The sequence below is a fragment of the Acinetobacter sp. HR7 genome (assembly GCF_000773685.1).
GTDB classification, from domain to species: Bacteria; Pseudomonadota; Gammaproteobacteria; order Pseudomonadales; family Moraxellaceae; genus Acinetobacter; species Acinetobacter thermotolerans.
Genome location: NZ_JPQO01000222.1, coordinates 1 through 13,931, shown reverse-complemented (window position 1 = coordinate 13,931; position 13,931 = coordinate 1). Strand labels below are relative to the sequence as shown.

At 43.9% G+C, this 13,931-nt stretch carries 11 protein-coding genes; 1 reads left to right on the top strand and 10 read right to left on the bottom strand.

Annotated features, from left to right (window positions below; translation table 11 throughout):
• Nucleotides 1-332: 3'-5' exonuclease (locus tag GW12_RS14545; protein ID WP_161788396.1), on the top strand; the 332-nt coding region annotated here is incomplete at its 5' end.
• A gap of 477 nt (nt 333-809) precedes the next feature.
• On the opposite strand, the gene GW12_RS14540 is transcribed toward GW12_RS14545, so the two are convergent.
• The 10 genes from GW12_RS14540 to GW12_RS14500 all read right to left on the bottom strand — a co-directional run bounded on the left by GW12_RS14540 (nt 810) and on the right by GW12_RS14500 (nt 13,798).
• A complete protein-coding gene (locus GW12_RS14540; RefSeq protein WP_034588934.1) occupies nt 810-2,819 on the bottom strand; it encodes an alpha/beta fold hydrolase in 2,010 nt (669 codons plus the stop codon).
• 118 nt (nt 2,820-2,937) lie between these two features.
• Nucleotides 2,938-3,843: an ABUW_2363 family tetratricopeptide repeat lipoprotein gene (locus GW12_RS14535; protein ID WP_034588932.1), complete on the bottom strand. Its 906-nt coding sequence runs from the start codon at nt 3,841-3,843 to the stop codon at nt 2,938-2,940.
• A 106-nt stretch (nt 3,844-3,949) separates the two neighbouring features.
• Complete coding sequence (gene cysE, locus GW12_RS14530) at nt 3,950-4,759, bottom strand: serine O-acetyltransferase (RefSeq protein WP_034588931.1); 810 nt, start codon at nt 4,757-4,759, stop codon at nt 3,950-3,952.
• Nucleotides 4,759-5,607, bottom strand: a complete 849-nt coding sequence (locus GW12_RS14525) for an RNA methyltransferase (RefSeq protein ID WP_034588929.1) — start codon at nt 5,605-5,607, stop codon at nt 4,759-4,761. The genes cysE and GW12_RS14525 overlap by 1 nt, the downstream gene beginning before the upstream one ends.
• 34 nt (nt 5,608-5,641) lie before the next feature.
• Entirely contained in the window at nt 5,642-9,214 is a 3,573-nt protein-coding gene (dnaE, locus tag GW12_RS14520) for a DNA polymerase III subunit alpha (protein WP_034588928.1), read from the bottom strand.
• 354 nt (nt 9,215-9,568) lie between these two features.
• Nucleotides 9,569-10,264 (bottom strand): methionine ABC transporter permease, encoded by a 696-nt coding sequence (locus GW12_RS14515; RefSeq protein WP_034588927.1) that lies wholly within the window; start codon nt 10,262-10,264, stop codon nt 9,569-9,571.
• Nucleotides 10,261-11,286: a methionine ABC transporter ATP-binding protein gene (locus GW12_RS14510; RefSeq protein ID WP_034588925.1), complete on the bottom strand. Its 1,026-nt coding sequence runs from the start codon at nt 11,284-11,286 to the stop codon at nt 10,261-10,263. Before GW12_RS14510 ends, GW12_RS14515 begins: the two co-directional genes overlap by 4 nt.
• 74 nt (nt 11,287-11,360) lie before the next feature.
• Entirely contained in the window at nt 11,361-12,236 is an 876-nt protein-coding gene (locus GW12_RS14505; RefSeq protein WP_034588923.1) for a MetQ/NlpA family ABC transporter substrate-binding protein, read from the bottom strand.
• Nucleotides 12,237-12,903: 667 nt separating this feature from the next.
• Nucleotides 12,904-13,059: a hypothetical protein gene (locus GW12_RS15790; protein ID WP_161788395.1), complete on the bottom strand. Its 156-nt coding sequence runs from the start codon at nt 13,057-13,059 to the stop codon at nt 12,904-12,906.
• Nucleotides 13,060-13,240: 181 nt separating this feature from the next.
• Entirely contained in the window at nt 13,241-13,798 is a 558-nt protein-coding gene (locus GW12_RS14500; protein ID WP_034588922.1) for a GNAT family N-acetyltransferase, read from the bottom strand.
• Nucleotides 13,799-13,931: the final 133 nt, after the last annotated feature.

The window sequence follows — 13,931 nt, the reverse complement described above, 5'->3', positions numbered from 1 at the left end:
ATAGGTTTGTGCAACAAAGCCCTATTGAGCCAAGTGAAGTTCAAATGATGAATTTGCATAAATCTAAAGGGTTAGAATTTCATACAGTGATCCATGTGGGATTAGAAGAGTGGGTTTTTCCCTATAGAGAGTACACAGGCAATTGGAATGATCCACCTTTTTATCCTGAGTTGGAGCAAGACCGAAATTTACATTATGTTGGTATTACTCGAGCCAAAGAGTATTGTTTTCTGATTCAGGCCTCTAAACGAGTAAATGCATTGGGGGAGTTGAAGAATTCTACCCCATCTTATTTTCTAACTTTACCTCAACTCGATGGTTTATATGAGTAAGGCATCTACTTGAACTCTTATATGATATGAATGAGCCTTCCTTAAGTTATAAAAAATGGTTGATTTTTTTAAAAGTGTACTTTTTAGTGTACTTAATGAATAAATTTTTTAAAAATTTTATAAAAAACAATATATTTACACTAATGCATCATGGGAGTGAGAGTTGAAAGATCAGCCATGAGTTCTGAACTGGTCATTAAGAAGAAATCCTTTAGAAATAATAGGCATACTGTGTATTCATTCAATACTGCTGATCTGCAGCCCATGTATCATGTGGCTGTACAGTATTTTGAGGGCAGTAATGCAAAATTGTTGTTGTGCTAAGTCTAGCAAAATTAATTTTTAGAAAGAAATGGATTCGTTGACTTCGTTCCAATCAGCCGAAAGTTTGGCTGTTTTCACTACGCTAAATGCACGGATTTATATAACCTGAAAATAAAAAACCGAAGTCTAGGCTCCGGTTTTTAGTTTATAGATTTACTTTGGTTGATATAGGCCAAGTTCAGTTAAATGCAGACGCAAAATCCGGCGCAGCTCTAACACTGCTTCAGGGGTTTCCTGAATTGAGTGGCCGCCTTTAATAATCTCTTCTGAAAGTGCGCCGTCAAGATGGGCACTGCGATATGGCACAACGTCATCCGTCATGACATCCTTGTCTTTACTGCTTGTGGTATTGCCCATGATGCTATGGAACTTTAAACCTTTGTAAGGAACCACATCACGAGTGATGGCATTAAATTTCGAGTTCCGTGACAGGTCACTTGGTCCGTTTTGGATCATGTCATGGCCAATCTCTTTGACGAAGTCATCCAGACCAATTTCACCTTGCAATGTATCGGCAAAGGCACCGAGGAAAGCACCCGGCAGCTTGATGATTTTACGTGCTGCCAAGGTAAACCAGCGATCCGCATAATCGGTGCCGCGGTGTGGTGCTGCCAGGAAAATAGCCCGGCTAAAATTAGGAACCGGTTTCAACTGTAAGCGGGCTTTGAATAAAGGATTATTTCGGAAACGTTCAATTCGACGGTTATTCAGCAGTTCTTCGGTACGTGGTACAAGATTGGCATCACTGACCAGCAGACGGGCAATGACACCGCCCATACTATGACCGATCAGCACGGCATCTTTTTTGGCTGGATCCTGTTGATTGACCTTTTGGAAACCTTGCTGGATCAGGGCATTGATCTGGTAACGGCTTTCCAGAATTGGCATATTAGTAGAATAGAACACCTGCCAGACCTGAAAATTCTCCCGTAATACCGGATCACCCATGATGTCATTAGTGAGGCGGATCCAGGCTTCTGGGCTGCTGGCCAGACCATGAATCAGCACAATCACTTTTTTCTTTGGATTATATGGTTCCAGCATATACAGATGCGGCATGGTCAGGTTGTCATCGCGGTCGATCAGCACCAGATAAGCCGAGCGTCCGAGATTATTTTCCGCTAGCCACAGACCATATGGTGCCGAAAAGTTGGCAGCCAGTGAATACTGCTTGCCAGCGACAGTGACTTTGTCATGTTTGTACGGGTCATACAGTTTGAGCTGGAATTCCGGACCATTGATAATCTGCTCTACACTGGTGGCTGATTTCGGAATTGCTGTAATAGTAGTCGCTAAATAACGTGCTGAGTGGATATTCGGATTACGACCTTCCTGATATTTAAAGTTCAATGGATCGACAATGTATTTTTTGTTTGGGGTAATGCGTTTTTCTTCCGGTAACACCACCACAAACTCAGAACCAAAACCGTCACGACGGGTAATTGAACGCAGGCCGGAAAAGTTCATGTTATAGGTCGACATCAGTTGCTCAAAAGGCTGATCCTTGATTTCCGGATAATTCTCGAAATTGACCGTATAAATACTATTCCCGACCTGAATCTTGCGGCTCGCTTCTTTGGCTTTATGGCGTTCAGAATAGACGTGAATCAGATGGGCAATTGCCAGGTTGTAGAAGTCACGAATCTGAACCTGACGGTTGTCAAAAATCCGGTCTTGCGGGGCACGTTGAGTCTTGAACAGGTAGGCATAGCTGTAACGGATACTTTGATCCAGCATCGCCAGTTGTTGATCCTGACATTTCTCCTGATTCTGTTTATGCAGCTGCTTTTTTTCTTCAGACTGGGTTTTAGCCAGTACACCGCTATTTTTACATTCTGAAGATTTCCCTAGCTGTAACGATTTGGCTAAGTAAAGCTCACTGGCAGTGGAGAGTAGCTGTTCATCCAGAATTTCGGGAATCTGTTTTAGTTCATTGACACAATTTTGCGGCTGTTCAGTACAGATTCTGGCTTCGCGTCCAGTCATGGACAGTACGTTCAGGCTGGCTTCACTGAGCTTGTCCCGGGTCAAGATACTGTCACGTTCATTGCTGATGGTGACATTAATGGCCTGTTCTTTCACGCTGACCACCTGACAACCAGTCAGGAAGGCGGTGAACATGAGTGAACAGAGGAGCAATGCTTTATTCATTTTATAGTGCATATAGATTCTGGATGCTCAGTCTAATGGTGTAGTAATGTTTTGTATTTTACTTATTTTTTCAAAAAAATAGACTGCCGCAGCAGTCTATTTTGTAACTCAGATTCGAGTAATATTTACATTAATTTTTTGGCGTCATCACTTGCCATACATTCCAGCGGCCTTGTTTTTCAATTTCCTGAATCAGGCGGTCAGCAACTTCAGCTTCTTGCGGGTATTTCACCTTGTAGTTTTTTAGCACCTGAACCGCATTCTTTTTATTTTCCATGGCAATGTAGTTATTTGCCGCAGATAGATACGCTTCCTGAACACCTGCTTGCATGGCTTTTTCAAGGTAAGGAATGGCTTCACGATGACCGCCACCTTCAGACAGGCCAAAACCAAACCAGAAGTTGGCTTCTGCATCATCTTGGTTGATTTTCAGGATACGCTGCGCATAAGTCAGGGATTTGGTGGTATAGACTGAACCCAAGTCCAGGTTACGTGCCATCACGCTCGCTTTAAACGCACGGATCAGTACATCAAAAGATGCATTACTGTTTGCTGCCAAAGTATCCAGCTGTTGAGTCACGCGTTTCAGCTTAATTTCAAAGCCTTTACGTTCCTGACGTTCAGTAAAACGAGGTGGATAGTGACGTGCCTTACCTTCAACCAGTTGCAGGAAGTCATCAATATCCGTGATATCGATTTCATCCTGACCTGCCAGTGTAGCGTAACGCATCGAACGCGTATTGCTGTTCACCGTTGGAATGATCAGCTTGTTCACTTCCAGCGTAATTTTTTTCGACGGATCTTCACTGCTATTCACCACCATTTTTGTCACTGGTGCAGCTGCCGCTTTTTGCAAGTGAATTTCAAATGGAGGTGGTTCGTTATAGTTAAATGGGTTTAATGCATAAAAGGGTGGAGTCAGTTCCGGTTCAGCAAAGACCATTGCATTTTGTGGTGCAGCAGGTTTGTGGGATGGAGTGGAACACGCCGTCAATGCAATTGCTAAGCAGGCAAGCGCCAATGGCTTAAATGTCATGGTATACATCCATTTATGTTATTTTGAAAAGCTGGTAAAAACGCATGTTCGTCAGTCTAAGAAAACTAAAACGAACATGCAAGTGACAGCGTGTTATTCTTACGAATTAAGCTTTAGATTGTGATGTTTGAGCTTCACACTCACGACGGGCGTCTTCAAGAATCTTCAGTTCTTCTTTACTGAATGGTTTCTCATTCAGTTGATTCTTGTTGAAAGTCGGGTCTAGCAGTGACAGACGGTTGCAGAGCATATTCATGCGCTTTTCATTCTGCTGAATACGATCCAGCAGTACACGCATACCGTCCAGAATCGGATCGGACTGGTCTTCAGTTGCGGCATAAGGCTGGAAGCCAATGCTTTGTGCATAGTCGCGACGGCGTACTTCAGCTTCATCTTTTGGTTCATCTTTACGGATAAAGCGCGCCGGGTTGCCAACAGCAGTGGTATTTTCCGGGACGGCTTTGGTCACTACAGCATTGGAACCAATCTTGGCATTCTTACCGACGGTAAATGGCCCAAGAATCTTGGCACCTGCACCTACGACTACACCATCTTCCAGGGTCGGGTGACGCTTGCCTTTGTTCCATGTGGTACCGCCGAGAGTCACACCATGATACAGGGTCACATCATCACCAATTTCCGCGGTTTCACCAATCACCACACCCATGCCATGGTCGATAAAGAAACGCTTGCCGATCTTGGCACCTGGGTGGATTTCAATGCCGGTCAGGAAACGGCTCACCGAGGACAGTGCACGGGCCGTGCCTTTACAATCTTTGTTCCACAGTTCATGAGCAACACGGTGCATAATCAGCGCGTGAATGCCTGGATAGGTAGTCAAGACTTCCAGGGTATTGCGTGCAGCAGGATCGCGCGCGAAGACAGCCTGTATATCCTCTTTGAGCTGTTTGAACATTAGATTTGATCCTCGTCCTGTTGGGTAGTATGTGAAGATTTCTTCCAGGTGCCGTTACTCAGGGCTTGAACACGGCTAAAAATACCACGCAATAAGTGATATTCCATACGATCTAATTGTATACGTCCGAATAGGCGACGCAAGCGTAAAGGCAGCAATCGTGGATTTTTTGGATCCATAAATTCAATTTCTGCCAGCATTTTTTCCAGATGCGGATAAAACTGTTCCATCTGCTCATGAGTGACCAGCGGTTCATCCCATTCCATTTCAATACCATCCACCACTTGCATGGAGGCTTTCGGATCACGGGGATGTTCAACCTGATCCAGTGCTGCCATACGCAGTTCATAGCAGATGACCTGAATCGCTTGGGCAACGTTTAAAACGCCGTAGTCGCTATTGACTGGAATGGTCAGGTGATAATTGGCCAGGGCCAGTTCTTCATTGGTCAGGCCGCGGTCTTCACGGCCAAAAAGAATTGCAATTTCCTGTTGATCTTCAACTACAGCAGAAAGGGCCTTTTCAGCTGCCGGGCGGGCATCCAGTAATGGCCATGGAATGGTACGGCTACGGGCACTGGTGCCAAATACAATCTGGCAGTCTTTGATTGCATTTTCCAGTGTATCGACAATTTCAATTTTTTCAATTAGATCCGTAGCGCCGGCTGCCAGAGCATCAATATCCGGATGAGGATAGGTTTTCGGTGCCACCAACACCAGTTTGGATAGTCCCATGGTTTTCATGGCACGCAGGGCGCTGCCGATATTGGCCGGGAGGGTAGTATTCACCATGACAATACGCACATGGGAGAGATGTGCTGAAACAGCAGCATTGTCAATTAGACTCATGATAATTCCAGTTTGAATATTTTAAATTGAGAGATTAGGAATACTGGGCCTGAGACTCAGCTTCATAAAGTGCCAGTGCATCGTCCATGCTCATGTCAGCGGGCGGTGGTGGTACTTCAACTGGTTTGGCTTCTTCATAAGACACCGCGCGGGCAGCCTTGGATTTCACCTGATATTCGATATGCAAGGCAGTCTTGCCGAAATAGTCGCGCAATTTGGCGAGCAGCTCATCCAGCGGTGCAACTTTCCAGCTTAAGCCCAGATGCAGTTCGGCTGTAGCATAGCCATAATCCAGATACAGAATCACCGGAATATGCGTGCTCATATCCACATTGGTATATGGCAGTAGGATTTGCTGCAGGTCTTTAGACAGCGTTTTGCTGTAGTGCTCGGCATCTAGGGTGATCTTGATGCTGTTGGCACGTTTTTGACGGATTTCATTCAGGCTAAAGGCTTTGGTTAAGCGACCGAGCGGGCGGTCAAAACCTTCACGTTCGTAGATTTCACCTTCAATCACTACAACTTTTTCAACCTGAATGATGTCTTTAAAGCGCTGGAAACGTTCATGGTTGCTGGAAATTTCGATACGTGCGGTACCGTCATCCAGTGTCACCATCATCCGGTTCGGGAAGTTGGCAACATCTACCACCAGACCGGCAAAAACTGTGGTCACACCACGGCGGGTCGGCGTCAGTTCATTGATCTGACAAGGCACAAAGGCTTTTAGCTCATTGCGATAGACATCAATCGGGTGGCCAGTCAGGTATAGGCCTAAAGTATCTTTTTCACCTTTCAGGCGGACTTCATCTGACCATGGTTTGACTGGTTTAATTGGCTTACGCTGAACTTCTTCCACTTCACCAAAAAGATCCATAATGCCGGTTTCACGATTGTGGCGTGCTTGTTCAGCGGCTTGCACTGCTTCTGGTAGTTGTGCCATCAGATCGGCACGTTCAATACCTAAACAATCTAACGCACCGGCACGAATCAGGGCTTCGAGGGTACGTTTGTTAATTTTTTTCAGGTCAATCCGGTGACAGAAGTCGAACAGGTCTTTATACGGACCATCATTCTGGCGGGATTCAATCACCGACTGCATCGCGGCTTCACCCACGCCTTTAATTGCCCCTAAACCATAAACAATGGTTTTTGGATCGCTGGCATGGAACTGGTACAGTGACATATTCACCGATGGTGGCAGTACTTCTAGGCCGTTATTACGGCAGTCATCAATCAGGAACACCACGTTATCGGTGTTCTGCATTTCCGAAGTCATCACCGCAGACATGAATTCAGCCGGGTAATGCGCTTTAAGCCACGCGGTCTGATAGGCAACTAAGGCATAAGCGGCCGCGTGCGATTTGTTAAAACCATAGCCGGCGAATTTTTCCATATAGTCAAAGATATGGTTTGCAGTGGCTTCATCGATATCTTTTTTCGCTGCACCTTCGATGAAGATCTGACGATGCTTGATCATCTCTTCAACTTTCTTTTTACCCATGGCACGACGCAGTAAGTCCGCGCCACCGAGGGTATAGCCTGCACAGAACTGTGCGGCCTGCATCACCTGTTCCTGATACACCATGATGCCATAGGTGGGTTCTAGTACTTTTTCCAATAATGGATGCAGATATTCGAATTCACCGCCGTGCATACGGAAGATAAAGTCCGGAATCAGGTCCATCGGACCCGGACGGTACAAGGATACGAAGGCGATAATTTCTTCAAACTTACTTGGACGAGCATCCTTCAACATCTTTTTCATGCCGACGGATTCAAACTGGAATACCGCAGTGGTATTTGCCGTTGCGAAGATGTTATAGGCTGCTTTGTCATCCAGCGGAATATAGGAAATATTGACCGGCTCGGTGATGTCTGGACGTGCATTGATATGCTTGATGGCATCTTCAATTACGGTCAGGTTACGCAGACCTAAGAAGTCGAATTTTACCAGGCCGGCAGCTTCAACGTCGTCCTTATCGAACTGGGCGACACGACCAGTACCATCGGCATCACAGAGTACAGCGGAATAGTCGGTCAGCTTGGTTGGGGCAATCACCACACCTCCGGCGTGTTTACCTGTATTCCGGGTAATGCCTTCCAGTTTCAGTGCCATTTCCCAGATTTCTGAAGCATCGTCATAATCCGGGTTCGAAGGGTTGGTGACTATGTCTTTCAGCTGTGGTTCAGCTTCGAGTGACTCTTCCAGACTTAAGCCTAATGGTTTGGTCGGGATCAGTTTGGAAATACGGTCTGCCAGACCATAAGATTTACCCAGTACACGGGCTACGTCACGAATAGCACCTTTGGCCGCCATGGTACCAAAAGTTGCAATCTGTGATACCGCATCACGGCCATAAGTTCGCGCTACATAGTCGATCACGCGGTCACGACCTGCAATACAGAAGTCGACGTCAAAGTCGGGCATGGATACACGTTCAGGGTTCAAGAAACGTTCGAACAGTAGGTCATAACGCAGTGGATCAAGATCGGTAATTTTCAGGCTATATGCTACAAGGGAACCTGCACCCGAACCACGCCCTGGACCGACTGGAACGCCGTTGTTCTTCGACCACTGGATGAAGTCCATCACGATCAGGAAGTAGCCCGGGAACTGCATGGTGAGAATAATATTGATCTCAAAGGCCAGACGTTCATCATAAGGTTTACGGATTTCTGGCCAGTCTTCGCCACGCTTTTCTAGTGGATAAAGGAAATTCAGGCGTTCTTCCAGACCTTCTTCACAAAGATGGGTGAAGTAGGTATCAATGGTGTGACCTTCAGGAATCGGATAGTCGGGCAGATCGTGGAAGCCGAGACGCAAGGTCACATTACAGCGACGAGCGATGTGGTAGGTATTTTCAATCGCTGTTGGAATATCGCTAAACAGTTCCGCCATTTCTTCTGAGCTTTTGAAATATTGCTCAGGGCTGTACAGTTTCGGGCGACGGTTATCACCCAAGACATAACCATCGGCGATGCAGACACGTGCTTCATGCGCTTCGAAGTCTTCACGCGCAATAAAGTGCACATCATTATGTGCGACCACACCGATATTAAATTTTTTCGCCAGTTTAACCGCTTCTTCGATGAAAGCATCTTCATTGGCACGGTTGGTGCGAGTCAGAGCCAGATAGACACGATTGCCAAATTTTTCGACCCATTCCTGTAATAGGGGTTCAGCTTTTTGCGGGTTCGAGGTAATCAGCATTTTGCCGACATCAGAATTGATGCCGAGCAGTACAATCAGGTCTTGATTCTGGTTCAGGATCCATTCTTTTTGTACGCAAGGAATATCCAGCTGCTGACCACTGATATAACCTTCAGAGACCAGTTCAGTCAGATTACGCCAACCTTTGTTGCTCATCGCTAGCAGGGTGGCGCGATGTTCGGCATCATTCAGGCGGATTTCTGAACCTAAAATGGGTTTAATTCCAGCACCTAGGCATTTTTTATAGAATTTTACCGCAGCGTGCAGGTTGGACAGGTCAGTAATGGCGAGCGCAGGCATCTCGTCATTAGCAGCAGCTTTGACTAGATCAGGTATACGTACGATGGATTCAGTAATCGAAAATTCTGTATGAATACCAAGATGAACAAAGTGCATATATGAGTCCCTGCAAAAACCACTCGATAGTTTAGCACGGGATTTATTGTTTCAGTTTGAAATTGAGGGGAAATGGCTAACTTTTAGGTCAAGATTGAATTTGATTTTTTTTAATGGCTTATTAGGTCATGAGTTAAGAAAGTTTTCTTTTACTTTTGATGGGGCAAAAGTAACAAAACCCCTTTGTTGATCTGATGGCACGTCCATGTGCCACAGACCAACGGGCGACATCCATGTCGCCGTAGCACTTACCAAATGTAGATTTGGTTTTTTGATGTACAGAAAAAAATTTGAATGTATTTAGATAATAATAAAACCCTCAAAAAGAGGGCGTTATCAATTCAGAGGGCTGACTTATCGAAGTTTTGATAACCAGTCACCGACACTTTGTACAATCTGTACCAGAATCAAGAGAACAATCACAGTCATGATCACCACAGAAGTATCAAAACGCTGATAACCATAAGAAATCGCTAAGTCACCAATACCACCGGCACCGACAGCACCTGCCATTGCCGTTGCACCAATCAGGCTAATCGTTGCGGTGGTTAGATTCAGAATTAGTGAGCTACGTGCTTCTGGAAGAATAAACTTAAAGATAATCTGCATTGGGGTTGCACCCATGGCTTGGGCGGATTCGATAATGCCTTCATTGACTTCAAGTAGTGACGTTTCCACCAGACGACCGATATATGGACCTACATAAATGGTCAGAGGCACAATTGCCGCCCAGGTACCAATAGAAGTTCCCACTAAGAATTTAGTTAATGGAATAACTGCAATCAGCAGGATAATAAAGGGCAGGGAACGCAGCGCGTTTACGATCGGATTCAAGCCATGGTAAATGATACGGTTTGGCAGAATCCCGTTTGGACGAGTGACGAGTAAAATGATCGCCTGGATAAAGCCCCAGATACAGCTAAACAACATCGCAAAGAACACCATATGGAAGGTTTCTTGCAGTGCTGTAACAAACTGATCCATCGACAGCGAGCTTTTCCAGAATGGCGCAGTAATAGTGGTCAACCACTGTACAATTAAGTCTCTCATTCCTGTACCCCTGCCTGATCTACCTGTACGCCGTTATCTCTCAGATATTGCATTGCAGCGGTGATTTGCGCTGGATTGCCGAGAAGCTGAATGAACATCTGTCCAATCACCGAGCCATTAATTTCCGTCATATTGGCAAACAGGATATTCAAGCTGATATCAAACTGTTTGATTACACCCTGAATCACGGTTTCCTGAGCCGAGCTGCCCAAGAATTTTAAACAATAAATACTGTGATGATTCTGGTTTTCTAGATTCGCCAGAATATTCACTGGCAAGTTTTGCTGGAGTACAGTCTGGATAAAGTTTTTCGTAGTCGGATGTTGCGGCTGACTAAAGATCTGCAGGGTAGAACCGGTCTCAATCACATCACCTTTTTCCATCACGGCCACGTAATCACATACAGTTTCGATCACATCCATTTCATGGGTGACCATCACAATGGTAATACCTTGCTCCTGATTAATGCGTTTTAGCAGTTGTAGTACGGACTTGGTGGTTTGCGGATCAAGGGCAGAAGTGGCTTCGTCACACAGCAGAATTTTTGGATGGTTAGCGAGGGCACGGGCAATACCGACACGCTGTTTCTGACCACCAGACAGTTCATCTGGGAAAGCATGACGCTTATGTTTCAGGTCAATGAAATCCAGAAGTTCTTCAAGACGCTTTTCCCGTTCAGCTTTGCTCCAGCCGAGCAGTTTCATTGGCATTTCAATATTATCTGCCACAGTCTTAGTCTGCATCAGATTAAAGTGCTGGAAGATCATGCCGATCTGGGTACGTTCCTGACGCAATGATTTGGCATCCAAAGCAGTAAAGTCCACGCCATTGATGATGACCTGGCCCGAAGTTGGTCGTTCCAGCAGGTTAATCAGGCGAATCAGGGTGCTTTTACCGGCACCACTGTAGCCGATAATGCCAAAGATACTGCCGGTCGGAATCTGCAGATTGATCCGATTCAAGGCATGCAAGGTTTGACCCTTTAGCACGTACTGTTTGGAGATGTCTTTAAATTCAATCATAGTGTCAAAAACTGCATCAGGAATAAAAAAACAGGCAAAGAAAACCTTGCCTGTTCTGTATATAGATTATTGTATTACTTATCTTCAGTTAAGTAACTTACTGGTTTGTTTACCGCAATCTTGGTACCACCGAAGTGTTCATCAACATAGGCTTTCACAGCAGGAGTATGATACAAGGCACCTACTTTTTGAAGTACTGGGTCGTTTTGACGGTCAGCAGCCACAGCCAGAATGTTCACATTCATTTTAGTGCTTTGGTCAATCGCTTCATAGTAGATCGCATCTTTTAATACGTTTAATCCACCTTCCATCGCCAGGGTATTACCCAACACAATGGCATCCACTTCGTCTTTGACACGAACCGCTGTTGCCATTTGAATTGGCTTAATCACGATATTTTTTGCATTTTCAGTTATGTCAGCAGGTGTGCCTTTTACATAGTCAAAGTTTGGTTTGAGTTTAACCAGACCAGCAGATTGCAATAACAGCAATGCGCGTGATTCATTAGCGCCATCGTTAGGAATGGCAATCGTTGCACCTGGTTTGAATTCTTCTACTTTTTTCACTTTGCTTGAGTAGATCCCCATTGGCTCAAGGTAAGTGGTAGACAGCGGAGCGATCTTCTGCGTATTGGCATCATTATAGGCAACCATATAAGCATAAGACTGGAATGCATTGACATCAATTTCTTTGTTCGCCACGGCAGTGTTCATTGCAACGTAGTCAGTGAAGTTTTTTACTTCTAGCTTAATGCCTGCCTGTTTGGTTTCAGGCAGAGTCGCAATGTAACGCCAGATATCAGCATCTGAACCAGTGGACGCCATAGTAACTGTTTGTAGTTCACCTGAGTCTTTGTTTTGTGCTGCGTCCGTTGTAGGCGCTTCTTGTTTTCCACATGCAGTTAAAGTCAATACAGATGCACTGAGTAAAACGCTAAGTAGCTTTTTCATAAAGATGTCCTAATTCTCGTGTTGACTAAAGTATATGCATTTTAAGGTCATGTTAAAGTGGAGTTTTATTATAACCTAACATGCCATGCACAAATGTCATATGGAACTTTGGCAAGGGATGAGGCAATATGCAGCAACAGTTCAATTAAATTCTATAGCTCAGAGTTCACCGAATCGCTGTACTTATCCTCTATTTGGAGAGAGAAAATAGAGTGTATTAAAAGGCATAGTTCGGTTTTTTGCTCTGAATGAGGGCAATCATAGCAATTATTGTATATTCAATATAGTGAATAAAATGTGATTACTTATCTGTTTAATTGAATATCATTTCAATAAAAACATTAATAATTACAATATATTATTTTTATTGAAATTGTTTTTAATGTCGAATTTGCTGAAATAGTAATCTTTATAAGATTTTATCCAATATAAATTATAAAAATAGATAAAGTTTTATGTGTAATGATTAGGAGTTAAATTGAGTGGATGAAAATTGGCTGCTAATAGCTTACTGAAACTAGATTACTCGGGAAAAATAAGAAAGTTATTTTATTCTAAAAATAAAAGTCTTCACCAAGAATAAAAATGATGTAAAAGGTTCAATTAAGTATTTAGACCTACTTGAGTTGTCTATGTGCTCATTAATCAATATACAAAAAGATGATTTTCAATGTTTAGGTGCTTCTGGTGGGTTGTTCACTTGTTTTAAGGGTTGACCTTGCGGCTGTTGATGGAGCTGTTCTTGTTGAGGTAGTTGATCATTGATCTTTTTTAGTGGCTGCTCTTGACTTTTCTGCTGCTGACTTTGCTCATGTTGTGCCATATTTTAATTCCCAATTTTCTGCTTTGAATCAGTATTAAAATAAAGATTTTTAAATGGCAACTAAGTATTAAAGTGCTACACAACATAACTTTGTAATTTTAAAAGCCTTAGTATTTGAAATCGCTTTTGCAGTAGATACAACAATTACATTAACAGGCATTTGTTTTTAACAAAGTTACAATTAGCAAAACGGTATATGTAAATAATCACTGCGCTGTATTTCATAAAGTACATGTTTACTTAAAGCATGTTCAGGTGGAAGGAGTGGATGGTCAAACTCGCGGACTTTTTCCATACCCAGTCTTTGCATGACGCGTTCAGATGGTGTATTGAGGCATGCTGTAAATGAAACGACCATGTCTAATCTTAAATTTCGGAAAGCATGTTTGAGAACTGCTTTTGCACCTTCAGTGGCATAACCATGATGCCAAAACTTCTTTGCAAGCCGCCAGCCAATTTCAATACAGGGTGAGAACTCAAACAGTTCAGGCTGGGGTTGCAGTCCAATAAAGCCAATAAATTCTTTATTCTCTTTGAGCTCAACCGCCCATAAGCCCCAACCATGCTGCTCAATCTGTCGAGTCACTTTTTCAATAAATTGTAAACTTTGCTCAGGCGTGAGCAGTGCAGGAAAGTAGCGCATGACTTCTGGATCTTGGCCCATTTCGATAAAAGCGGGATAGTCCGATTCTTGCCATTGACGGAGGATTAGGCGAGGGGTTTGGAGTTTAATAATCATTTTAGAAAGGAGCTAAATTGACTTACGAGATAGTATTACAACTATTTATTAATTGCATAGTAAAAAAATTTTAGTGCTTCATATATAATACTTAAAAAGGTTCTTCTTTACCTCGGCTTTGTTGCACAAACCT